Genomic DNA, 19,844 nt, shown 5'->3' with positions numbered 1-19,844 from the left:
CAATTAAATATAAACGGAATTCTTTTCTTTTACAATGAAAAATAATTGACAGAAAGGTGTAATCTCATTATATTTTTAAGTGAAAGTGATAATCATTATCAATTACGGGGTGAAAGGAACATGGTCCGACTATATACAAAACATTTAAACATTGGCTACGGTGAACGGATTATTGTGAAAGATCTCAGCATTGGAATTCCCGATCGAAAAATTACCGCTATTATTGGGGCAAATGGCTGCGGAAAATCAACGTTGCTTAAAGCAATCACACGAATTCACAAGTATGAATCGGGAGCGGTGATATTAGACGGGAAAAACATCGCTAATGAAAATACCAAAGCACTTGCCAGGAAAATGGCGATTCTCCCGCAAACACCGGAAAGTGTAAGCGGACTAACGGTTGCTGAACTTGTTTCGTACGGCCGCTTTCCGTATCAAAAAGGTTTCGGTCCATTAACAAAAAGGGATTATGAGATGATCGAATGGGCACTTCAAGTGACCAGAACGAGTGAATTTAAAGATCAGTCGGTTGACGCGCTGTCCGGTGGTCAACGCCAACGTGTTTGGATTGCAATGGCACTTGCTCAAGATACGGACATTATTTTTCTGGACGAACCAACTACATATTTAGATATGGCTCATCAATTAGAAATATTGGAACTTCTTGAGAAGCTAAATGTTCAACAAGGCCGTACAATCGTCATGGTTCTTCATGATTTAAACCAAGCAGCACGCTTTGCTGATTACATAATCGCGTTAAAAACCGGCCAAATTGTGAAAGCCGGAAGTTCTGAAGAAGTAATGACCCGTGACGTACTCAAAGAAGTCTACCAAATCGATGCTGAAATCGGACGCGATCCGCGGACGAATAAACCGATGTTAATGACCTATAACTTATTAAAAGGAGTTACAATATGAGAAACAAAGTCATCCCATTTTTGCTTTTTTTAATACTTTTACTTAGTGCTTGCTCAAGCTCACCCTTAACTGACAAAAAGATAAGCAAGTCTGATACGATCATATACCAGTCAGAGAATGGGCCGGTTAAAGTTCCGGCACATCCGAAACGTGTCATCGTCTTGTCGTCATTTGCGGGAAATGTCATGGCGTTAGGCGTCCCACTTGTCGGAGTCGATTCATGGTCGAAAATGAACCCACGTTTTCAAGACAAATTAAAAAATGTCCAAGAAGTATCTGAAGAAAATATCGAAAAAATCATTTCCTTACAACCGGATTTAATCATTGGCTTATCGACCACAAAAAATATTGATAAATTAAAGAAAATAGCTCCTACCGTTACATTTACATATGGAAAAGTCGATTATTTAACCCAGCATATTGAAATTGGAAAACTATTAAACAAAGAAAAAGAAGCGCGTGCTTGGGTTGAAGACTTTAAGAAACGTGCCGAAGAAACGGGCAAAGAAATCAAGGAAAAAATTGGTGAAAATGCGACAGTTTCTGTTATTGAAAACTTCGACAAACAACTTTACGTTTTCGGTAATAACTGGGGACGAGGAACTGAAATTCTTTATCAAGCCATGAAATTAAAAATGCCAGAAAAAGTGAAAGAAATGGCGCTAAAACAGGGCTACTACGCTATTAGTCCGGAAGTTCTTCCGCAGTATACAGGAGATTACTTGATTATTAGTCAAAATATTGATTCAAAAACGTCCTTTGAAGAGACCGCTACCTATAAAAATATTCCGGCAGTGAAAAATCATCATGTTTTTGTTGCCAATGCGAAAGAATTTTATTTTAACGATCCATTGACGCTCGATTACCAACTAGATTTCTTTCGTAACAAATTTCTTGGTAAATAGGAAATCTTTTCAATAAGAAATCCTTTTCCATAATAGGAAGATGAGGAAACATGCAAGAACAAACACATAAGATTCCATATGTTTACAAATTCATAACAGCTATTTTGATCTTTGCTGTCATTTTTTTCGAAGCATGTGTTTTAGGTGCAGCTCATACGGAATTCAAAGATGTGTGGCTCGCTTTGACATCCCAAGCTTCGTCAGAACATATTTCCCTTATCCGTGACATTCGCTTGCCAAGAGAAGTTGCAGGCATTTTCGTTGGAGCTGCTCTTGCCATCTCCGGAGCGATCATGCAAGGATTGACGAGAAATCCGCTTGCAGATCCCGGCTTGCTTGGTTTGACATTCGGTGCTAATTCGGCATTAGCTATTACGCTCGCTTTTGTTTCTTCAACGGATTATTTGTCGATTACGTTAGCTTGTTTCGTCGGTGCTGCTGTTGGTGCGTTCATGGTCTTCGGCATTGGCGTAGTGAAAAAAGGCGGGCTTTCCCCACTTCGAATCGTGTTAGCCGGCGCTGCTGTTTCCGCTTTTCTTAGTGCTGTTGCGCAAGGGGTTGGGCTTTATTTTAAGATTTCAAAAGATGTGGCGTTGTGGACATCAGGAGGGTTAATTGGCGTATCATGGAGTCAGCTTAAAATCATAGCTCCTTTCATTGTCGTTGGAATTATTGTTTCCTTCCTGCTGTCCAGACAGCTGACGGTTCTTAGTTTAAGTGAAGAGTTAGCGATTGGCTTAGGGCAAAATACAGCGACAATTAAATTCTTGCTCTTTATTGTCATCATTCTATTAGCCGGTGCTTCCGTCGCCCTTGTCGGGAATATGACATTTATCGGTTTAATGGTTCCTCATATCGTTCGTGCCATTATTGGAACGGACTATCGCTTTATTCTGCCGATGTCCGCCATTGTTGGTGCTTCCTTTATGCTGCTTGCAGATACAATCGGTCGGACGATCAACGCGCCATATGAAACGCCTATTGCTGCCATTGTTGCTGTTATTGGTCTTCCTTTCTTCTTATTCGTAGTTCATAAAGGAGGGAAGTTTTCATGATTCAAGCAGATTTGGTGACAAAACAACGATTGACGTTTATCAGCTTACTTGTCCTTATTGTGCTAACTGTTGCTACCGGTTTGGGACTTGGTGATGCATCACTTTCATATCAACGCTTGCTGCCAACTTTTTTCGGGCAAGGGACATTTCAGGAGGAGTTTATCCTTTTCTCTATTCGTTTGCCGCGGATCATTATTACGCTTTTAGCCGGCATGGCGCTTGCTCTGTCGGGTTCAATATTGCAAGGTATTACACGAAATGAGTTGGCGGACCCTGGAATTATCGGAATTAACTCCGGAGCAGGTGTGGCCGTTGCCATCTTCTTTTTATATTTTCCAATTGAAGTGGGCCCGTTTCTATACTTGCTTCCCATTTCTGCCTTTATAGGCAGCTTATTGACGACTTCTCTGATTTATATCTTTTCATATAAACGAAGCTCTGGGTTTGCCCCTATACGGCTTGTGTTAACCGGTTTCGGATTTTCTATGGCTTTATCGGGTGTGATGATCGTCCTTATTTCTTCAAGTGAACGGCAAAAGGTAGATTTTATAGCTAAATGGCTTGCTGGAACCATTTGGGGAACGGATTGGCCATTTATTTGGGCGATTCTTCCATGGCTCATTGTCCTGCTTCCTTTTACTTTATACAAAGCTCAACGCCTAAATCTTCTTTCCTTAAATGAACCGGTAGCGATCGGTTTAGGCCTAGCAATCGAAAAGGAACGAATGATGCTCCTTTTATCCGCGGTTGCGCTTGCCGCTTCCGCCGTTTCCGTAACAGGAGGCATCTCCTTTATTGGACTGATGGCCCCCCATATTGCCAAAGCATTAGTAGGACCGAGACATCAATTATTTCTTCCAATCGCCGTCCTCATCGGAAGTTGGCTTCTGCTCTTAGCCGATACGATTGGAAGAAATATAGCAAGTCCTGATGGCATGCCCGCAGGAATTGTCGTTTCCTTTATCGGAGCACCGTATTTTATTTATTTGTTATTGAAAAAATAGCATGAGAACCACTTGTTCTCATGCTGTATGAGTCGCTCCTAAAGAGTTAATAATAGGATTTCTGTTATTGTTGAATCCAAACTTGTACCCAAAGTATGAGTTTTCTATTTAAAGGCCAAAAAAGTTCAAAGTAAATAATGATGATTGATAATTCCGGGAATTATCCACCAATTGTTTTAAAAAAATTTAAATAAATAGGAGGAAAAACAAGAATAGTGTCGAAATACTTTAAGAGACAACAAAAAAAGGTGGTGTTTCTTATTGTAAGCGATATTGAAATTCTGGCGGACCGGATTATTGCGGATGCGGCTAGAAACCAAGCGACAGATCTTCACATTATTCCCCGGAAAGATGACACCCTGATACAAATTCGTTTAACCAACAAACTGATTCCTCGACTGACACTTCCAAAAGAGGATTGCGACAGATTAATTTCCCATTTTAAATTTATAGCGAATATGGATATCGGTGAACGCAGACGTCCGCAAAACGGTTCAATTTTTTGTGATGTTAACGGTGAGTTAATGGGGCTCAGGCTTTCCACGCTTCCATCCAATAACCGGGAGAGTTTAGTAATACGGCTCTTGCCGCAACAAGAACAAATTCCTTTCCATCAACTTTCCTTGTTTCCGGAAATGACAAGAAAACTTCTGGCATTGTTAAAACATGCACACGGATTAATTATTTTTACCGGGCCGACTGGCAGTGGGAAAACCACGACATTATATTCCCTCTTGAATGAAACCGCTCACTTATTTCATCGCAATGTCATTACCCTTGAAGACCCAATCGAAAAAAATTATGATTCCGTTCTGCAGGTTCAAGTAAATGAAAAAGCTGGCGTTACGTATGCTGCCGGGCTAAAGGCGATTTTGCGGCATGATCCTGACATTATTATGGTAGGCGAAATCAGGGATGCCGAAACCGCAAAGATTGCTGTAAGGGCTTCGTTAACAGGGCACTTAGTGCTCAGCACGATGCATACTCGAGATGCCAAGGGTGCGGTTTACCGTCTTCATGAGTTTGGTGTCAATTGGCTTGAGGTAGAGCAGACACTTATTGCCGTCACTGCCCAGAGATTAGTGGAGCTTTCCTGCCCGTTTTGCAATGGGGATTGTTTGCCTTATTGTTATTCCTACGGAAGATGGAAACGGGCAAGTGTCTTTGAACTCTTATCAGGAAGAAACTTAACTGCAGCCATGAAAGCGGCCAAAGGCGAAGAGATCGAAGTAAATTATCGAACGGTCAAAGATGTCATTCGTAAGGGAATCGCCCTTGGATATATTAAAATGTCGGAATATGATCGGCTGGTGTACAACTATGAGGAGACATAAATGGACATTAAATGAACAAGCAAATTTTTTGAAACAATTAGGGGAATTATTGTCAAGGGGATATCCAATTGCTGAAGCAATTGTATCTATATCATTGCCTTTACCTAATTATCGAAAGGAGGAACTAGAGGATTGTTTAGTAAAGTTGAAAAAAGGATTGCCATTTCATGATGTCTTGGAAGGTTTAGGATTTAACAAGGATTTAATCGGCTATGTCTATTTTGCCGAACAACACGGCAGCTTTGCTGAAGCATTGCAAGAGGGAAGCAGCCTGACATTATTAAAGGATCGGGATATGAAGAAATTGTTTAAACTGCTTCAGTATCCAATCGTACTTCTTTCCATTACTGGTTTTCTATTTATTTTCGTTGAGCATACGCTGCTCCCAAGATTTACTGATTTGTTTAAATCTCTTGGGCTGAAGGAGAATTTTTTTACGAAAGTGATCTACGCCTTCGATCAATATTTTCCGACCGCCATTGAATTGCTGCTTGTGTTTATTTGTATAGCGGCTATTTACTATTTTTTCGTATTCCGCAAATTTTCCATTTTGATGCAGCGAGCCATGCTTGTTCGCATTCCGATTATTGGAAAAATTCTTAAATTGCTCTTTAACCACTATTTTTCCATTCAATTAAGTTTCCTATTATCCGGGGGCATTTCCATCTCAGAAGCATTATTCCTTTTTGAACATAACAAAAGACAATTATTTTATAGTCAGTTGGGCAAAGAAATTAAGTTGAAGCTCGCGGGCGGGGAGAGATTGGAGTCAATTGTGGCATCCTATTCTATCTTTGAGGCAGAATTTCCAATGGTAATCAAGCACGGGCAGGATAATGGAAGGCTTGAACAAGAGTTGCTGTTTTTCAGCAGGAGATGTTTAACGAAAATGGAAACTTTAATTGAAAAAAGCTTTAAATTGCTTCAGCCGATCCTTTATCTCTTTATCGGATTTATAGTTGTGTCAATGTATTTAGCGATTCTTTTGCCAATGTTCCACTTGTTAGACGCGATTTAAAATTTGGAGGTTGAAATTATGAAATTGAAAAAACGAAATAATGAAAAAGGATTTACCCTGATTGAGATGATGATCGTTATGCTTATTATCTCGGTCATCTTGATCATTACGATCCCAAATGTTACGAAACATAATAAAAATATTAACACAAAGGGGTGCGAAGCATATGTAAAGATGGTTCAGGCGCAGGTACAAGCTTATCAAATGGATAACAATAGAATTCCTACCCTTGATGAACTAAAAACAGGAGGGTATTTAAAAGATACAAAAGGCTGTGGAAATGGCGGATCTGTTGAAATTGCTCCTGACGGGACCGTTACGGCCGTAGCTAAAGAATAATGAACAATCAAAGAGGTTTTACTTTAACAGAGTCACTTATTGTTCTTTCCATTTTTATGATTCTTACCTCGATTACCGTTTTCTCCTTAAAGCCGCAGCGTTCGGTATTGGAAGAGGCAGCGTTTTTTACCCAGCTTAAAGCAGATTTGTATTATGCCCAAACCTATGCCATTTCCCACCAGCATGAAGTTTCTGTGACGATTATGCCAAGTGAATATAAATATTATATGTATGTCAACACCTCTTCCCCGCCAATTGTGGAAAGAACCTATTCAGCAAATTTTTATATAACAGAAGGTTCCCTGCCTCTCACCTTTAGATTCATGCCCGACGGAAATATTAGCAAATTTGGCTCTATCATTATTCAAAGCGAAAAGAAAAAATACTTGCTGACCTTTTTGATTGGAAAGGGAAGGTTTTATGTTAAGGAACAATAACGGATTTTTCTTGCTTGAATTGCTTTTGTCACTATCCGCAATGTTCATGATTGGTTTATTCTTGATCCCGCTCATAATCGATATGAATCAACAATCAAAGAAATTGGAGATCGAGAATAAAGCCCAACAGATCTTGTATGAAGAATTGCAGGGGAAATTGCGAGGGGCACAAACATTTACGAACTATTCCCTTCAGGAAAATGGAGTGAAATACGACATCACTTGGCGGGATTCTGGTGCACGCGGTCAAAAGGAGGCATGTATAAGTGTTAAGCAAAATGCCTTGCTGTCAAAGACAGAAATTTGCGGCAAACTTGAATGAAAAAGCTTTTACATTGATTGAGGCATTGTTTGCTTTATCGATTTTTTCCTTAATTATTTTCTTTATGGCCCCTATTTTCCAAATAATGCTTAACAATAGGCCTTCGCAAGCAGCATTACAGAAGATGGAATGGGCTGATTTTGCCAGTCAATTTAAGAAAGAAATACATCAATCAATAAAAGCAGAGGTTCAATCAGGCAGGCTGTTATTAACAAAGGAAAGCGAGACGGTTCAATATGAGAAATACGGGACAAATCTGCGCAGACAAGTGAATTCTTTAGGACATGAGATTGTCCTGCAAAATGTTTCCCAGTATTCTTTTTCGGTCCTTCCGAACGCTGTAAAAGTGACCGTACAAGATTTTTCCGGGAAAGAATATTCTATTATTGCCTATTCCTATGTAGATTGGAATGCAGCACCATGAAAGGGAATGAGAAAGGGTTTACCTATCCGCTTGTCCTCTGTCTGCTCATTGTTTTTCTTGCCTTTTTCTCCATGAATGTAGAGCTTATGTTAGCGCAAAGAAAACAGGCGCATGAAACATTGATCATGATGCAGGAGGAACTTTATTTCCTTTCATCGGTGAAGAAAGTTGAAAAAAGTTTTCAGTCTGACGGGAAAGCTCCTGCAAAAGGAACTTTCCATTTTCAAAATGGAAGAGTAGATTTTCTGGCTGATGCTCTTACCGGCGATATTCAAAAGATCCAATTTACTCTTCGTCTAAATTCAGGAGAGATGATCATTGGCAAAGGTTTCTTTGATACTAAGCAAAAAAAATTAATAAAATGGGTGGATTAACAGTGGTTTGAAAAAAGCTCAAAATGGACATACTGGTAACGTAAAAATTAGGCAGGTGTATCCGATGAAAACAAATGATTATGTAAAATACATGACACAAACCATTGTGAAATACGCTGATCAGCCAAAAGAGGAACGAAAACGGCTACGTCTTGAGAAAAAAGAGAACAAAGCATCCTTGTGGTATCGCTTGTTCGGAATCTTGCCGTACATTCTTTATATTGAGGTTCAAAAAAGACGGAAAACGGAAAGGAAACGGTCTTTAAAATTCGGCTTTTGGAAGTAACTTCTTCCCCCAAGTGAATGTGACTTGGGGGATTTTTATGCTTATACGATCGCCTTTTCGGTTAAGTAAAATAGCCCTCCATTTATGAAGGAGATTTTAATTTTCGGTTCATATTGTTCCTGGAGCGCTTTTTTCTCCGTTTCATAAGCTTCATTTCCTTCTTCAATGTCTTCATAGAAGTGTTCCAACAAGCGTAAATCCTTTTCCCAGCGTTTTCTCGCTTCTTCTGCCCATGAATGGTCATCTTGATAAATGGCTGATTTTAAATAGTTTTCAATCCGCAAGATCCCGCTTTTTGGTTTTACTAATGGTGATAAGGTAAACGAATAATCCGGAATTTTCGGTGTCAGCGATATGTTCAGCAACCGTTCATGAAAGTTCTCGACCATCTGTCCATTGATCAGCTGCAGGCCGATGGATTTAAAAACATCCCGTTTGCGGTCGCACTGATAAGATATTTTTACGTTTAGACAAAGCCAGGGAAGCAAAGGAGTTTTCCTGCTCCCATTTTCATGATTTTCGTACAGCCGGATGTATCTGGCTAAATTTTTGGTTGAGGCAAAGATTTGATGCAGACGCGGCGAACCAAAATGAATGATTTCCCCTTTTATGTCTTCAGGGACAGAATTTGGATCCGTAATGAGTGTTAACTTCGCCGGATTCGGGATGCCGCCGGTTTTCTCTAAATAATGCCAGTAAAAGGGACGGTTCATCAGTTCTTTATCCATTTCAATTGTTAATTGCACGGTCATATAACCACTGTGATTTTCAAGAATTGGACAGTCGTTGGCTTGAAAGTATTTTAAAAGAAAGTTATGAATTTCCTGCTGCTGCATGTGTTTCTCCTTTCTTCATGCTCTGTGCAAATTCAATCATGGATGATAAATTTTCCATTTTAATCCTCATTTCCCCCTCGGAGGAGGATGCACCGAAAATGTCAATTAAATGATCTTCCATATTGCCAAATTCCAGTTTCGTTAAAATATCATCGAGTTCTCCAATGACCTTTTCAAATAAATCAATTTTCTCGTATAACAGTTTTAAAATATGTTCTTCCACCGTATTTTTTATCGCAAAATTATAGATCTTAACATCCTGCTCCTGTCCAAGCCGATGAACCCGTCCGATGCGCTGCTCAAGTCTCATTGGGTTCCATGGAAGGTCAAAGTTGATGATATGGTGGCAAAATTGCAGGTTAATTCCTTCTCCGCCCGCTTCGGTTGCAATTAACACCTGAGCGCGTTTTTGAAACAATTCGCGCATCCAATCTTTTTTTCCGCGTTTAAAACCGCCGCGAAACGGTACGGATGTAATCCCATGCTGTTTTAAAAACCATTGCAAGAACAATTGGGTTGCTCGATACTCGGTGAAAATAATCACTTTATCATTAATTTGCTGAATTAATTCCAGTGCTTTTTTCGCTTTTGAATTGGTTTGAACTGCTTCCACCTTTTTCATGAGAGATTCGATTTGATCCTTGAAAGCTTGCGTTGGATTTTCTTTTTTCTGCAGCATATTTCGTAAGGTATAATAAACGGCTTCTCTGCTGCTGCAGGCTTCCCGTTGCAATGTCATAACGGAAAAACTGGAGCCTTGAATCCAATCGCTTTCATTTTTTAAATTATAAATGGTCTCATATAGCTCTCTTTCTGTATCTGAGAAATCGATTGGAATCGTTTCAACATGGCGTTTTGTCCATTCAATCCCTGTATCGGCGCGGCGATTTCGGACCATGACTTTATTAACAAGTTCTTTTAAGTGTTCGTTATCGTTTAAGGAGCGGGAATCCTTTTTATATTTTTCGTAAAAGGCCGTTTGACTGCCCAAGTGTCCCGGCTTCAGCAGGGAGACGAGGTTGAAAATTTCTTCAATTCGGTTTTGGATCGGTGTCGCCGTTAACAATAAACAAAATTTCTTTTTTAAATTCTGAACAAATTCGTAGTTTTTTGTTTTATTGTTTTTAAGTTTATGGGCTTCATCAATAATAATTAGGTCATAATTTTGCCGGAAAATAATATCCCGATGCGGGTTTCGCTTTGCTGTGTCAATGGAAGATACAACGACATCACACTGCTCCCATACGTAGCTTTTCTTTTGGCTTACTGCAGGTATGTAAAATTTGCTGTTTAACTCCATAGACCATTGGGTTACCAAGGAGGCGGGCACTAGAATCAGCACTTTTTTCACCAAGCCGCGAATCATGTATTCTTTGAGAATTAATCCAGCTTCAATCGTTTTCCCAAGCCCGACTTCATCGGCAAGAATCGCTTTTCCATTCATATTTTCAATGACTTGTTTGGCCGTTTCCAGCTGGTGTGGGAGAGGGGTTAAATTCGGCAGATGCTTCGGCGCTTGCAAGCCCTCAAATTCGGGAATAACTAGATGCTTTTCAACTTCAATGGCAAGTCTAACGAGCTCCCAGTTTCCCCATGGCCCATCTTGATCGATTCTCTGCAAAAACTCATCTTGCCACGAAGAATCGAATTCGATTTCAACTGTCATGAGGATCATCTCCTTTTCATACAGATTTTAACTGTTTATCTTTTCAAAAAAATGATTGCCCAATGTATGCTCTTAATGGTAGGATGATAATAGCTTTGAAAGTTTAAAATATTTCAATATGCTAATTTATTTTATAGGTATAATTAGTATCACCAAATTGAAAAATATTATAGATGCGGATGAAAACAAGGGGAGAGACTACTTTGTAGCGCCGAAGGAGCAAACATGACGTGAATCTCTCAGGCAAAAGAACTCTTGTTAGACGCAGCTCTGGAGAGTGCTGTTTTCATGCAGCCACCCAAGGGGAAAGCCGTTTTTTCGGTTAAACTTTCAGGTGAAAGGACAGGGACCTTCCTTATTTCAAGGGAGGTTTCTGTCCTTTTTTCTGTACAAAACGATTTATTGAAAAAAGATAAGCTGCTAATTTAACTTTGAAATTATTTCTGCAAGATAGCTTTTTACAAGGAAATGTACTGGAAAGGAGATTAGCGATGACAAATTTAAAGCGTACACCACTGTTTGATGTTTACAAGGAATATGGGGGAAAAACAATCGATTTCGGCGGATGGGAGCTACCGGTTCAATTCACTAGCATTAAGGAAGAGCATGAAGCTGTCCGTAATAGAGCTGGTTTGTTCGACGTTTCCCATATGGGAGAGATCGAGGTAAAAGGCGTTGACAGTTTGAAGTATTTACAAAAAATGCTAACCAACGACATAGCCAAAATAAAAGACGGAGGCGCCCAGTATACTGCGATGTGTTATGAAAACGGCGGAACCGTCGATGATCTTCTCGTATACAAAATCGCAGACGATCATTATCTTCTTGTGGTCAATGCTTCTAATATCGAAAAAGACTACGCTTGGCTTGAAACTCACTTAGATGGTGATGTTAGCTTAGTCAACTTATCAGAGCAAACTGCCCAACTTGCACTCCAAGGTCCGCTTGCTGAAAAAGTGTTGCAAAAACTTACAAGTACAGATTTAAGCAAGATTGGCTTTTTCAAATTCCAGCAGGAAGTCAGCATAAATGGCAAGAAAGCACTTGTTTCAAGAACTGGTTATACAGGGGAAGATGGATTTGAAATTTATTGTGATTCCCAAGATGCAACAAAGCTTTGGAAAGAGATTTTAGCTGCCGGGGAAGAAGAAGGGGTGATCCCGTGCGGATTGGGTGCCCGAGATACCTTACGCTTTGAAGCGAATTTAGCTCTTTACGGTCAGGAATTATCACCGGAAATTTCCCCATTAGAAGCAGGAATCGGCTTTGCCGTAAAGTTGAATAAAGAAGCAGATTTTCTCGGTAAAGCAGCATTATTACATCAAAAAGAAACTGGCCTGTCTAGAAAAATTGCCGGGATTGAAATGATTGATCGAGGCATCCCGCGCCACGGCTATCCAGTTTATAAAGGCGAGAAGCTAATCGGCGAGGTAACCACAGGCACACAATCGCCAACATTAAAGAAAAATGTCGGCCTTGCCTTACTTGCATCCGAATTTACCGCGTTGGATACAGAAGTCGAAGTAGAAATTCGCGGGAAACGTTTAAAAGCGAAAGTTGTTCCAACACCTTTTTATAAAAGAGCAAAGTAATCACGGAGGGACGAGAGTATGAAACACCGCTATTTACCTATGACAGAACAAGATCAGAAGGCCATGCTTGAAGCGATTGGCATTTCAAGTGTGGATGAGCTTTTTGGCGATATTCCGGAACAAGTCCGGTTTAAAGGGGAATTAAACATTAAACCAGCTAAGTCGGAATCATCTTTGATGAAGGAATTATATAAGCTTTCAAAGCGAAATGCCGATTTGAAAGAAAATATCTCCTTCCTTGGAGCCGGCGTTTATGACCACTATACCCCGGTGATTGTAGATCATGTTATTTCGAGATCAGAGTTTTATACAGCCTATACTCCATATCAGCCGGAAATTTCTCAAGGGGAGTTACAGGCAATTTTTGAATTTCAAACGATGATTTGTGAATTAACCGGAATGGATGTTGCCAACTCGTCAATGTATGATGGCGGCACCGCTCTTGCAGAAGCAGCAATGCTCGCTTGCGGTCACACAAAACGAAAAAACATTATTGTTTCAAGTGCTGTACATCCTGAATACCGTGATGTCTTGAAAACATATGCAAAAGGCCAGAATTTGAATGTGATTGAAGTTCCATTGAATGATGGAATAACCGATCTTGCCCAACTGAAAGAGTTGACTGGTGAAGACACTGCGGCAGTAATTGTACAATATCCAAACTTCTTTGGCCGCATTGAACCATTAAAAGAACTTGAGGAAGTAATCCATGACCATAAAGCGATGTTTGTTGTTTCCAGTAATCCATTATCACTCGGCGTATTAACACCACCAGGGAAATTTGGTGCAGATATTGTCGTTGGCGATGCACAACCATTCGGAATCCCATCAGGTTTTGGAGGACCACACTGCGGCTATTTTGCTGTAACCAGCAAATTAATGCGTAAAGTTCCTGGACGTCTTGTCGGCCAAACAACAGATGATCAAGGGCGCAGAGGATTTGTCTTAACGCTCCAGGCTCGTGAACAGCATATCCGCCGTGATAAAGCAACATCCAACATCTGTTCAAACCAAGCCTTAAATGCACTGGCTGCCTCTGTTGCGATGACCGCTCTTGGGAAAAAGGGTGTCCGTGAAATGGCTGCTGCCAATATACAAAAAGCACATTATGCCAAAAAGGCTTTTAAAGAAGCCGGCTTTACCGTAGTTTACGACGGCCATTCCTTTAATGAATTTGTTGTGAAATGCAATAAACCAGTAAAAGAATTGAATCAAAAGCTGCTGGAAAAAGGAATTATTGGCGGCTACGATTTGGGCCGAGATTATCCGGAACTAGCGAACCATATGCTGATCGCGGTGACTGAACAAAGGACGAAGGAAGAAATCGATATGTTAGTGAGAGAATTGGGGGATTTGCATGCATAATCAAGATCAAAAGCTCATTTTTGAATGTAGTACACCCGGACGGATCGGATACAGTCTTCCAGAAATGGATGTGCCAGCATTAGACCTGAATGGACTTCTGCCAGAAGGATATTTGCGTGAAGAAGAGCCCGGTCTTCCTGAGGTTTCTGAGCTTGATATCATGCGGCATTATACGGCTCTTTCCAAAAGAAACCACGGGCTTGACTCAGGTTTTTACCCTCTTGGTTCATGTACGATGAAATATAATCCGAAAATCAATGAAAATGTAGCCCGCTATAATGGATTTGCCCATATCCATCCGCTGCAAGATGAAAGCTCGGTTCAAGGAGCACTGGAGCTTATGTATGACTTGCAGCAGCACTTAAAAGAAATTACTGGCATGGATGAAGTAACTCTACAACCGGCAGCAGGTGCCCATGGAGAATGGACGGGATTGATGCTGATTCGTGCTTATCATGAGGCAAACGGCGATACAAAGCGTACGAAGGTGATTGTTCCTGACTCTGCACACGGCACAAATCCGGCATCCGCAACCGTTGCCGGTTTTGAGACCATCACTGTTAAATCAAATGAAAAAGGTTTAGTCGACCTTGAAGATTTAAGGAGAGTTGTGGGTGAAGATACAGCGGCATTAATGCTGACAAACCCGAATACACTTGGCTTATTTGAAGAACATATCTTGGAAATTGCCGACATTATTCATGAAGCAGGAGGAAAAGTGTATTATGATGGGGCAAACTTGAATGCTGTCTTATCAAAAGCAAGACCTGGCGACATGGGCTTTGATGTTGTTCACTTAAATCTTCATAAAACCTTTACAGGTCCGCACGGCGGCGGCGGCCCGGGCTCAGGCCCTGTCGGGGTGAAGAGTGATCTGATCCCATTCCTGCCAAAACCGGTTCTTGTTAAACGCGGGGAAGAGTTTGTCCTTGATTATGACCGCCCGCAATCGATCGGCCGCGTGAAGCCGTTCTACGGCAACTTTGGCATTAATGTTCGTGCCTATACGTATATTCGTTCAATGGGACCAGATGGACTAAAAGCCGTAACGGAAAATGCCGTGTTAAACGCCAACTATATGATGAGAAGACTGGCAGAATATTACGATCTGCCGTTTGACCAGCATTGCAAGCATGAATTCGTCTTAAGCGGCAGACGTCAGAAGAAATTGGGTGTACGGACTCTTGATATTGCCAAGAGACTTCTTGATTTCGGTTTCCATCCGCCAACCATTTACTTCCCGCTGAACGTAGAAGAATGTATCATGATTGAGCCGACGGAAACAGAATCAAAAGAAACGCTCGATTCCTTCATCGAGACGATGATCCAAATTGCCAAAGAGGCAGAGGAAAATCCGGAAATTGTCCAGGAAGCACCGCATACAACCGTTGTCGGTCGCTTAGACGAAACAACAGCTGCCCGGAAACCAATTTTAAAATATCAAAAGGATTCATGAAAAATAGGGGATGCGCGCTGCATCCCCTATTTTTCTATAAATGTGAAAAAGGCTTCGGAACCTCCGAAACCTTTTATTTCTTCGCCTTTACTTTACCAGTCCATTTTTTGAATCCGCCTTGGAGCTGGGATAGATCTTTATAGCCTTTGCGATATAGGAATTGTGCAGCACGAGCACTGCGTATTCCGCTTTGACAATATAGATAAACCGGCTTGTCCGGACGAATTTCCTTCAACCGCATTCTGATCTGTGACATCGGAATATTGCGGGCTCCTAAAATATGGCCTGAATCAAATTCGTTCGGTTCACGGACATCGATCAGCTGGGCCTTTCTATATCCCGCCCGGAATTCTTCTTCCGTCAGCGTCTTCACAATTCGCTTTTGATAAAAATAAGTGATAATCATATAGATGCCGACAACGGCGATGATGATAATCAGTGCAAAAAATGTATTCAACTTCTGTTTGCCCCTTTCAAGCTTTCCTACACTAATATTTATTATATAAGCCAATCCTTTGGTGAGTAAAGATAAAACAAAAAAATTCTTTCCATTCTGCCCCATTCATTATACCAAAAACATTTGATTTTGAATTTAGTTTAATTTTTGATAGACTAAACAACGAATGAATTTTTGAAAAGAAGGTTATACGATGAAAAAGGAAGTTTGGCGCTTTATTGATTCCGGCAACTGTTCACCATCTTTTAATATGGCACTGGATGAAGCATTACTAGACTGGCACAGCTCAGGAAAAATTCCCCCGGTCGTTCGCTTTTATGGCTGGAACCCTCCTACATTATCAATCGGTTATTTTCAAAAGGCAGAAAAGGAGATTGACTTTGAAGCAGTGAAAGCCCACAGCTTAGGGTTTGTCAGGAGGCCGACTGGAGGCCGCGGGGTACTGCACGAACATGAGCTTACCTATAGTGTGATCGTTTCGGAAGAACATCCAGATATGCCTCAAAGTGTGACTGAGGCTTATCGGGTGATTTCTGAAGGGCTGCTGAAAGGATTTCAAAATCTAGGTCTTGAAGCGTATTTTGCCGTGCCGAAAACGGCAGCTGAGCGTGATGCCTTGAAAAACCCTCGTTCCTCCGTATGTTTTGACGCCCCAAGCTGGTATGAGCTTGTGGTAGAGGGCAGAAAAGTAGCTGGCAGTGCCCAGACACGGCAGAAAGGGGTCATTCTCCAGCACGGTTCGATTTTGTTAGATTTAGATGAAGAGAAATTGTTTAGTTTATTTAAGTATCCGAATGAACGAGTCAAGGAACGGATGAAGAAGGCTTTTAAGGATAAAGCGGTTGCGATCAACAGCATTAGCTCTAGAAGGATTACGCTGGAAGAAGCAAAAGAAGCATTTTATAAAGGGTTTGCGGAAGGATTACTTGTCGAGTTGGAACCTTATGAATTATCGGCGGAAGAACTTTCTTATGTAGAAAAATTAGCCAAAGAACGTTATGAAAGCGATGAATGGAATTTCAAACGCTAAATGAAAAAGCGGCAGGAAAGCCGCTTTTTCCATTTGAGAAGTGCAAGCTATGAAATTTGTTAAAATTTCTTGTTTTTTGGCGAAAATCTGCTTAAAGCTTTGGTTTTCTTCATAAACTAGTTTTTTTTGTGTTTGACAAAATCATCTTTATATGCCTTTTACACAATATGTAGTATTGCTAAAAATATTTTTGGTACTATATATTGATTTTGTTATTTTCGATGTGATAACCTTATGGATATTAGACAACTAGATTTTGCAATTGTCTGCTAGAGTTTTCGAAAGCTAGACAATTTTTAAGTTAAAGGAGCTGTTCTATTTTGTCTGTAGTTTTTAGGTCAAAAATGAATGTAGATTTTGAAAGGTTGAATGAGGATATTCGCTTATTTCCCCAAGTTCACCCGGTTACCCCAGATATGAAAATTACTCACAAGGGTGTATCAAGATTGGTCATGCTGGATCGTTACACCTTTAAAGACACTGAAAAAATTACCCTGTCAAATGGAGATTTTGTTGTACTTACCATTAAAGAAGACCCAAAATTTCCGGCGCGAGGCTTAGGAAATATTTTGGAGATTGACTGGGAGAATAAAAAAGCGAAAGTGCAGGTGGAAGAGGAATTTAGAGGGGTACTGGATGATCCCGAAGAAGCCAGTACAGGAATGATTTGGCGTTCCCTTGATATCATTGAAAAGCCGCTTGAGGTTTTTTATGAGCAGATCGCCAAGCGGGTTGCCACTGGTCTTGCAGCTGTAGAAGAAACAGAAGAAAAGCGGATTGAATGGACCGAAAAGTTTTATCAAGAACTGGTGAGTTTGAACTTTATTCCTGCGGGGAGGGTGTTATACGGTGCCGGAGCAGAGACAGAGGTAACGTATTTCAACTGTTACGTTATGCCATTTGTTGCCGATTCCCGCGAAGGCATCTCCGACCATCGGAAACAGGTTATGGAAATCATGAGTCGCGGCGGTGGTGTCGGAACTAATGGCTCTACATTACGGCCACGGAACACCCTGGCAAGAGGTGTAAACGGCAAATCATCAGGGTCGGTTTCTTGGCTGGATGATATTGCGAAATTGACGCATTTGGTTGAGCAAGGTGGATCCCGTTAATAGCTCCGAAACGGCGGGATTAAAATCTCGTGAATTGCTGGAACACCCTTAGAGCCTTATCAACCACAACGTGACTGGCAACGGTGAGCGTGAAGGTTTGAAAATGATAAGGATTGGGCAATCAGCAGCGAAGCGTCTCTGGAAACGGAGATGAACGTTCAACGACTATTGAAATTTCCTAAAGCTTCCATTAAAATAATGTTACATTAAGCAAGGTGGGTATTGAAGTGGGAGCAAAGGAAAAAGTAAATGATAGTAAACGGAAACGTCGCTATCAGGCACGAGACAAAGAAGAACTTATAAAATCGATCATAACGCTTCATAATGAGGGGTTTAGCCAAGTAGATATTGCAAAAAAACTAAATATAAATCGAGGAACCATAAAACGCTGGAACGATGACCTAAATTTTTTTGAACCAAGAAAACCAGGAGAGGCTGGAAAACTCAAAAATAAAATTTATCAATATGATGAAAATTACTTTGAGAAAATCCAGACGCCTAATCAAGCTTATATATTAGGTTATATAACGGGTGACGGTACTATCTTGGATCGTATAAAATCAAAAAGATTGGTTCTAACAGTAGCGAAAGAAGATAAACAACTGTTATTTGACATTGGGGGAGAATTACAAATGGAAGGAACTATTAAGTTTTGAAAGAAAAATGCTCCCAATGAACAAAATAAATACACTTTAGTTATTAATTCAACAAAAATGTGTAATGATTTAATTACTTTAGGTATCGGTCCAAGAAAAACTGGTTTTGAAAAATGGATTGATTTTAATAAAGATGAACTCCAGTGGGCCTTTTTAAGAGGGTTTTTTGATGCGGATGGTCATATAAGGGTATATAAAAGAAATGGCTACCTAAAGGCTAGAATGGGGTTCACTGGTAATCCTGATATGCTAAAAGGTATATTGACATTTTTAAAATCAAAGGGTTTTGCCAAAAATGTCAATGCAATAACATCTAAACAAGGTTGTTCGGATTTATATTTAAGTAGCATAAAAGAGCTTTCTCTACTTGGAATTGAACTCTATAAATATGGAGATATAAAATTAAATCGAAAATTTATAAATTTTTCTTCTTTGATGAGATAGTCTGAACTCACATGAAAGTGTGAGAGCCAGGCAGAAATGACCTGGCCGCTCATTTGAGTGTAACAATAAAGCGTGGAGCCCAAATGATCATGCTGGCAGACTGGCATCCAGATATCATTGAATTCATTATTTCCAAAATGCAAAATCCAAGAATTTTACGTTTCTTGATTGAAAACACCAATGATGAAACGATCAAGAAGCTGGCAAAAGATAAGTTGAAATTTACTCCGCTGACCGAGAGGGAAAGAGCAATGTACGAAGGAATCGTACGTTATAAGGACTTCCCTGGATTCGGCGGGTTTAATGAGGAAATCATCGAAGAGGCTGAAGAAAAACTGAGAGATGGCGGAATTTATGCTGTTCATAATCCGGATTTCTTAACTGGTGCAAACATTTCCGTTTGTCTTACGAAAGAATTTATGGAAGCCGTCGAAAATGACGCTGAGTATGAACTTCGTTTCCCCTATGTAGAACATTACGATCAGGAAGAAATGAGAATTTACAACGAAGAATGGCATAAAGTCGGCGATGTCCGCGAATGGGAAAAGATGGGCCATGAAATTCGTGTTTATAAGAAAATTAAGGCGAAAGAACTTTGGAATCTCATTAACATTTGTGCGACTTACTCAGCAGAACCGGGGATCTTCTTTATCGACAATGCCAATGACATGACAAATGCGAAAGCATATGGTCAACAAGTTGTAGCAACAAATCCGTGTGGTAAAATAGCTTAGTTTGCCTCACGTTAAAAATTGCGGAATTAAGCGGGGACCCTGAGATGGGAATCCGAACCGAAGGCTGAATGTAATAGTTT

At 40.4% G+C, this 19,844-nt stretch carries 21 protein-coding genes, 2 pseudogenes and 1 riboswitch; of the genes and pseudogenes, 20 read left to right on the top strand and 3 right to left on the bottom strand.

The genetic code is table 11. The features are described from left to right. Window positions 1-120: 120 nt before the first annotated feature. The 12 genes from BFU02S_RS01810 to BFU02S_RS01755 all read left to right on the top strand — a co-directional run bounded on the left by BFU02S_RS01810 (window position 121) and on the right by BFU02S_RS01755 (window position 8,416). The gene (locus BFU02S_RS01810; RefSeq protein ID WP_066365773.1) at window positions 121-918 is read left to right on the top strand and encodes an ABC transporter ATP-binding protein; all 798 of its coding nucleotides are present in this window, start codon (window positions 121-123) and stop codon (window positions 916-918) included. After that, the gene (locus BFU02S_RS01805) at window positions 915-1,823 is read left to right on the top strand and encodes an iron-hydroxamate ABC transporter substrate-binding protein (protein ID WP_066365770.1); all 909 of its coding nucleotides are present in this window, start codon (window positions 915-917) and stop codon (window positions 1,821-1,823) included. Before BFU02S_RS01810 ends, BFU02S_RS01805 begins: the two co-directional genes overlap by 4 nt. A 50-nt stretch (window positions 1,824-1,873) precedes the next feature. Continuing rightward, window positions 1,874-2,878, top strand: coding sequence for a FecCD family ABC transporter permease (locus BFU02S_RS01800; protein WP_066365767.1), 1,005 nt, complete (start codon window positions 1,874-1,876; stop codon window positions 2,876-2,878). Then, window positions 2,875-3,882 carry a FecCD family ABC transporter permease gene (locus BFU02S_RS01795; protein ID WP_066365764.1) on the top strand — a complete coding sequence of 336 codons (1,008 nt, stop codon included), beginning with the start codon at window positions 2,875-2,877 and terminating at the stop codon, window positions 3,880-3,882. The genes BFU02S_RS01800 and BFU02S_RS01795 overlap by 4 nt, the downstream gene beginning before the upstream one ends. Window positions 3,883-4,097: 215 nt before the next feature. Continuing rightward, on the top strand, window positions 4,098-5,216 hold the full coding sequence (comGA, locus tag BFU02S_RS01790; protein WP_305801406.1) for a competence type IV pilus ATPase ComGA: 1,119 nt from the start codon (window positions 4,098-4,100) through the stop codon (window positions 5,214-5,216). Further along, window positions 5,203-6,234, top strand: a complete 1,032-nt coding sequence (gene comGB / locus BFU02S_RS01785) for a competence type IV pilus assembly protein ComGB (RefSeq protein WP_066365761.1) — start codon at window positions 5,203-5,205, stop codon at window positions 6,232-6,234. The genes comGA and comGB overlap by 14 nt, the downstream gene beginning before the upstream one ends. Before the next feature lie 18 nt (window positions 6,235-6,252). Then, on the top strand, window positions 6,253-6,573 hold the full coding sequence (comGC, locus tag BFU02S_RS01780; protein WP_066365759.1) for a competence type IV pilus major pilin ComGC: 321 nt from the start codon (window positions 6,253-6,255) through the stop codon (window positions 6,571-6,573). Beyond that, window positions 6,573-7,010: a competence type IV pilus minor pilin ComGD gene (comGD, locus tag BFU02S_RS01775; RefSeq protein WP_066365756.1), complete on the top strand. Its 438-nt coding sequence runs from the start codon at window positions 6,573-6,575 to the stop codon at window positions 7,008-7,010. Before comGC ends, comGD begins: the two co-directional genes overlap by 1 nt. Further along, window positions 6,994-7,332, top strand: coding sequence for a competence type IV pilus minor pilin ComGE (gene comGE / locus BFU02S_RS01770; protein ID WP_066365754.1), 339 nt, complete (start codon window positions 6,994-6,996; stop codon window positions 7,330-7,332). Before comGD ends, comGE begins: the two co-directional genes overlap by 17 nt. After that, on the top strand, window positions 7,277-7,756 hold the full coding sequence (gene comGF, locus BFU02S_RS01765; protein WP_235841963.1) for a competence type IV pilus minor pilin ComGF: 480 nt from the start codon (window positions 7,277-7,279) through the stop codon (window positions 7,754-7,756). The genes comGE and comGF overlap by 56 nt, the downstream gene beginning before the upstream one ends. Continuing rightward, window positions 7,753-8,130, top strand: a complete 378-nt coding sequence (gene comGG, locus BFU02S_RS01760; RefSeq protein WP_066365752.1) for a competence type IV pilus minor pilin ComGG — start codon at window positions 7,753-7,755, stop codon at window positions 8,128-8,130. Before comGF ends, comGG begins: the two co-directional genes overlap by 4 nt. Window positions 8,131-8,194: 64 nt before the next feature. After that, window positions 8,195-8,416, top strand: coding sequence for a YqzE family protein (locus BFU02S_RS01755; protein WP_066365825.1), 222 nt, complete (start codon window positions 8,195-8,197; stop codon window positions 8,414-8,416). A 41-nt stretch (window positions 8,417-8,457) separates the two neighbouring features. Here BFU02S_RS01755 and BFU02S_RS01750 read toward each other — a convergent pair whose 3' ends face one another. Both BFU02S_RS01750 and BFU02S_RS01745 read right to left on the bottom strand, forming a co-directional pair. Beyond that, window positions 8,458-9,252, bottom strand: coding sequence for a YqhG family protein (locus BFU02S_RS01750; protein ID WP_066365750.1), 795 nt, complete (start codon window positions 9,250-9,252; stop codon window positions 8,458-8,460). Further along, entirely contained in the window at window positions 9,230-10,918 is a 1,689-nt protein-coding gene (locus tag BFU02S_RS01745) for a DEAD/DEAH box helicase (protein WP_066365748.1), read from the bottom strand. Before BFU02S_RS01745 ends, BFU02S_RS01750 begins: the two co-directional genes overlap by 23 nt. Before the next feature lie 179 nt (window positions 10,919-11,097). Further along, a riboswitch (glycine riboswitch) is annotated at window positions 11,098-11,183 on the top strand. Between the two features lie 226 nt (window positions 11,184-11,409). Between BFU02S_RS01745 and gcvT the strand changes: the two genes are divergently transcribed. From gcvT to gcvPB, 3 genes are read left to right on the top strand one after another with little or no spacing between them, the layout of a single operon-like run. Beyond that, window positions 11,410-12,510 (top strand): glycine cleavage system aminomethyltransferase GcvT, encoded by a 1,101-nt coding sequence (gene gcvT, locus BFU02S_RS01740; RefSeq protein WP_066365747.1) that lies wholly within the window; start codon window positions 11,410-11,412, stop codon window positions 12,508-12,510. Between the two features lie 18 nt (window positions 12,511-12,528). Further along, the gene (gene gcvPA, locus BFU02S_RS01735) at window positions 12,529-13,875 is read left to right on the top strand and encodes an aminomethyl-transferring glycine dehydrogenase subunit GcvPA (protein ID WP_066365746.1); all 1,347 of its coding nucleotides are present in this window, start codon (window positions 12,529-12,531) and stop codon (window positions 13,873-13,875) included. Further along, the gene (gene gcvPB, locus BFU02S_RS01730) at window positions 13,868-15,331 is read left to right on the top strand and encodes an aminomethyl-transferring glycine dehydrogenase subunit GcvPB (RefSeq protein WP_066365744.1); all 1,464 of its coding nucleotides are present in this window, start codon (window positions 13,868-13,870) and stop codon (window positions 15,329-15,331) included. The genes gcvPA and gcvPB overlap by 8 nt, the downstream gene beginning before the upstream one ends. A gap of 73 nt (window positions 15,332-15,404) precedes the next feature. Here gcvPB and BFU02S_RS01725 read toward each other — a convergent pair whose 3' ends face one another. Then, entirely contained in the window at window positions 15,405-15,737 is a 333-nt protein-coding gene (locus tag BFU02S_RS01725) for a rhodanese-like domain-containing protein (protein WP_235841966.1), read from the bottom strand. A 244-nt stretch (window positions 15,738-15,981) separates the two neighbouring features. On the opposite strand from BFU02S_RS01725, the gene lipM reads away from it, so the two are divergent. The 5 genes and pseudogenes from lipM to BFU02S_RS01700 all read left to right on the top strand — a co-directional run. Then, complete coding sequence (gene lipM / locus BFU02S_RS01720) at window positions 15,982-16,818, top strand: lipoate--protein ligase family protein (RefSeq protein WP_066365742.1); 837 nt, start codon at window positions 15,982-15,984, stop codon at window positions 16,816-16,818. 344 nt (window positions 16,819-17,162) lie between these two features. Continuing rightward, window positions 17,163-17,927: pseudogene (locus BFU02S_RS01715) on the top strand (ribonucleotide reductase N-terminal alpha domain-containing protein); the annotation flags it as partial. 230 nt (window positions 17,928-18,157) lie between these two features. Then, window positions 18,158-18,586, top strand: a complete 429-nt coding sequence (locus BFU02S_RS01710; RefSeq protein WP_066365740.1) for a helix-turn-helix domain-containing protein — start codon at window positions 18,158-18,160, stop codon at window positions 18,584-18,586. Between the two features lie 57 nt (window positions 18,587-18,643). Next, window positions 18,644-19,030: an LAGLIDADG family homing endonuclease gene (locus BFU02S_RS01705; RefSeq protein WP_066365736.1), complete on the top strand. Its 387-nt coding sequence runs from the start codon at window positions 18,644-18,646 to the stop codon at window positions 19,028-19,030. Between the two features lie 68 nt (window positions 19,031-19,098). Next, window positions 19,099-19,752: pseudogene (locus BFU02S_RS01700) on the top strand (ribonucleotide reductase barrel domain-containing protein); the annotation flags it as partial. Window positions 19,753-19,844: the final 92 nt, after the last annotated feature.

This window comes from Neobacillus fumarioli NBRC 102428, assembly GCF_001591485.1.
Classification (GTDB): domain Bacteria; phylum Bacillota; class Bacilli; order Bacillales; family Cytobacillaceae; genus Neobacillus; species Neobacillus fumarioli.
This window is presented reverse-complemented; position numbering and strand designations above follow the sequence as displayed.

Bases quoted from the DNA above. Each gene is read 5' to 3' on its own strand.
- BFU02S_RS01810 (WP_066365773.1), top strand. From the start codon at position 121: ATGGTCCGACTATATACAAAACATTTAAACATTGGCTACGGTGAACGG.
- BFU02S_RS01805 (WP_066365770.1), top strand. From the start codon at position 915: ATGAGAAACAAAGTCATCCCATTTTTGCTTTTTTTAATACTTTTACTT.
- BFU02S_RS01800 (WP_066365767.1), top strand. From the start codon at position 1,874: ATGCAAGAACAAACACATAAGATTCCATATGTTTACAAATTCATAACA.
- BFU02S_RS01795 (WP_066365764.1), top strand. From the start codon at position 2,875: ATGATTCAAGCAGATTTGGTGACAAAACAACGATTGACGTTTATCAGC.
- comGB (WP_066365761.1), top strand. From the start codon at position 5,203: ATGAGGAGACATAAATGGACATTAAATGAACAAGCAAATTTTTTGAAA.
- comGC (WP_066365759.1), top strand. From the start codon at position 6,253: ATGAAATTGAAAAAACGAAATAATGAAAAAGGATTTACCCTGATTGAG.
- comGD (WP_066365756.1), top strand. From the start codon at position 6,573: ATGAACAATCAAAGAGGTTTTACTTTAACAGAGTCACTTATTGTTCTT.
- comGE (WP_066365754.1), top strand. From the start codon at position 6,994: ATGTTAAGGAACAATAACGGATTTTTCTTGCTTGAATTGCTTTTGTCA.
- comGG (WP_066365752.1), top strand. From the start codon at position 7,753: ATGAAAGGGAATGAGAAAGGGTTTACCTATCCGCTTGTCCTCTGTCTG.
- BFU02S_RS01755 (WP_066365825.1), top strand. From the start codon at position 8,195: ATGAAAACAAATGATTATGTAAAATACATGACACAAACCATTGTGAAA.
- BFU02S_RS01750 (WP_066365750.1), bottom strand. From the start codon at position 9,252: ATGCAGCAGCAGGAAATTCATAACTTTCTTTTAAAATACTTTCAAGCC.
- BFU02S_RS01745 (WP_066365748.1), bottom strand. From the start codon at position 10,918: ATGACAGTTGAAATCGAATTCGATTCTTCGTGGCAAGATGAGTTTTTG.
- gcvT (WP_066365747.1), top strand. From the start codon at position 11,410: ATGACAAATTTAAAGCGTACACCACTGTTTGATGTTTACAAGGAATAT.
- gcvPA (WP_066365746.1), top strand. From the start codon at position 12,529: ATGAAACACCGCTATTTACCTATGACAGAACAAGATCAGAAGGCCATG.
- gcvPB (WP_066365744.1), top strand. From the start codon at position 13,868: ATGCATAATCAAGATCAAAAGCTCATTTTTGAATGTAGTACACCCGGA.
- BFU02S_RS01725 (WP_235841966.1), bottom strand. From the start codon at position 15,737: ATGATTATCACTTATTTTTATCAAAAGCGAATTGTGAAGACGCTGACG.
- lipM (WP_066365742.1), top strand. From the start codon at position 15,982: ATGAAAAAGGAAGTTTGGCGCTTTATTGATTCCGGCAACTGTTCACCA.
- BFU02S_RS01705 (WP_066365736.1), top strand. From the start codon at position 18,644: ATGTGTAATGATTTAATTACTTTAGGTATCGGTCCAAGAAAAACTGGT.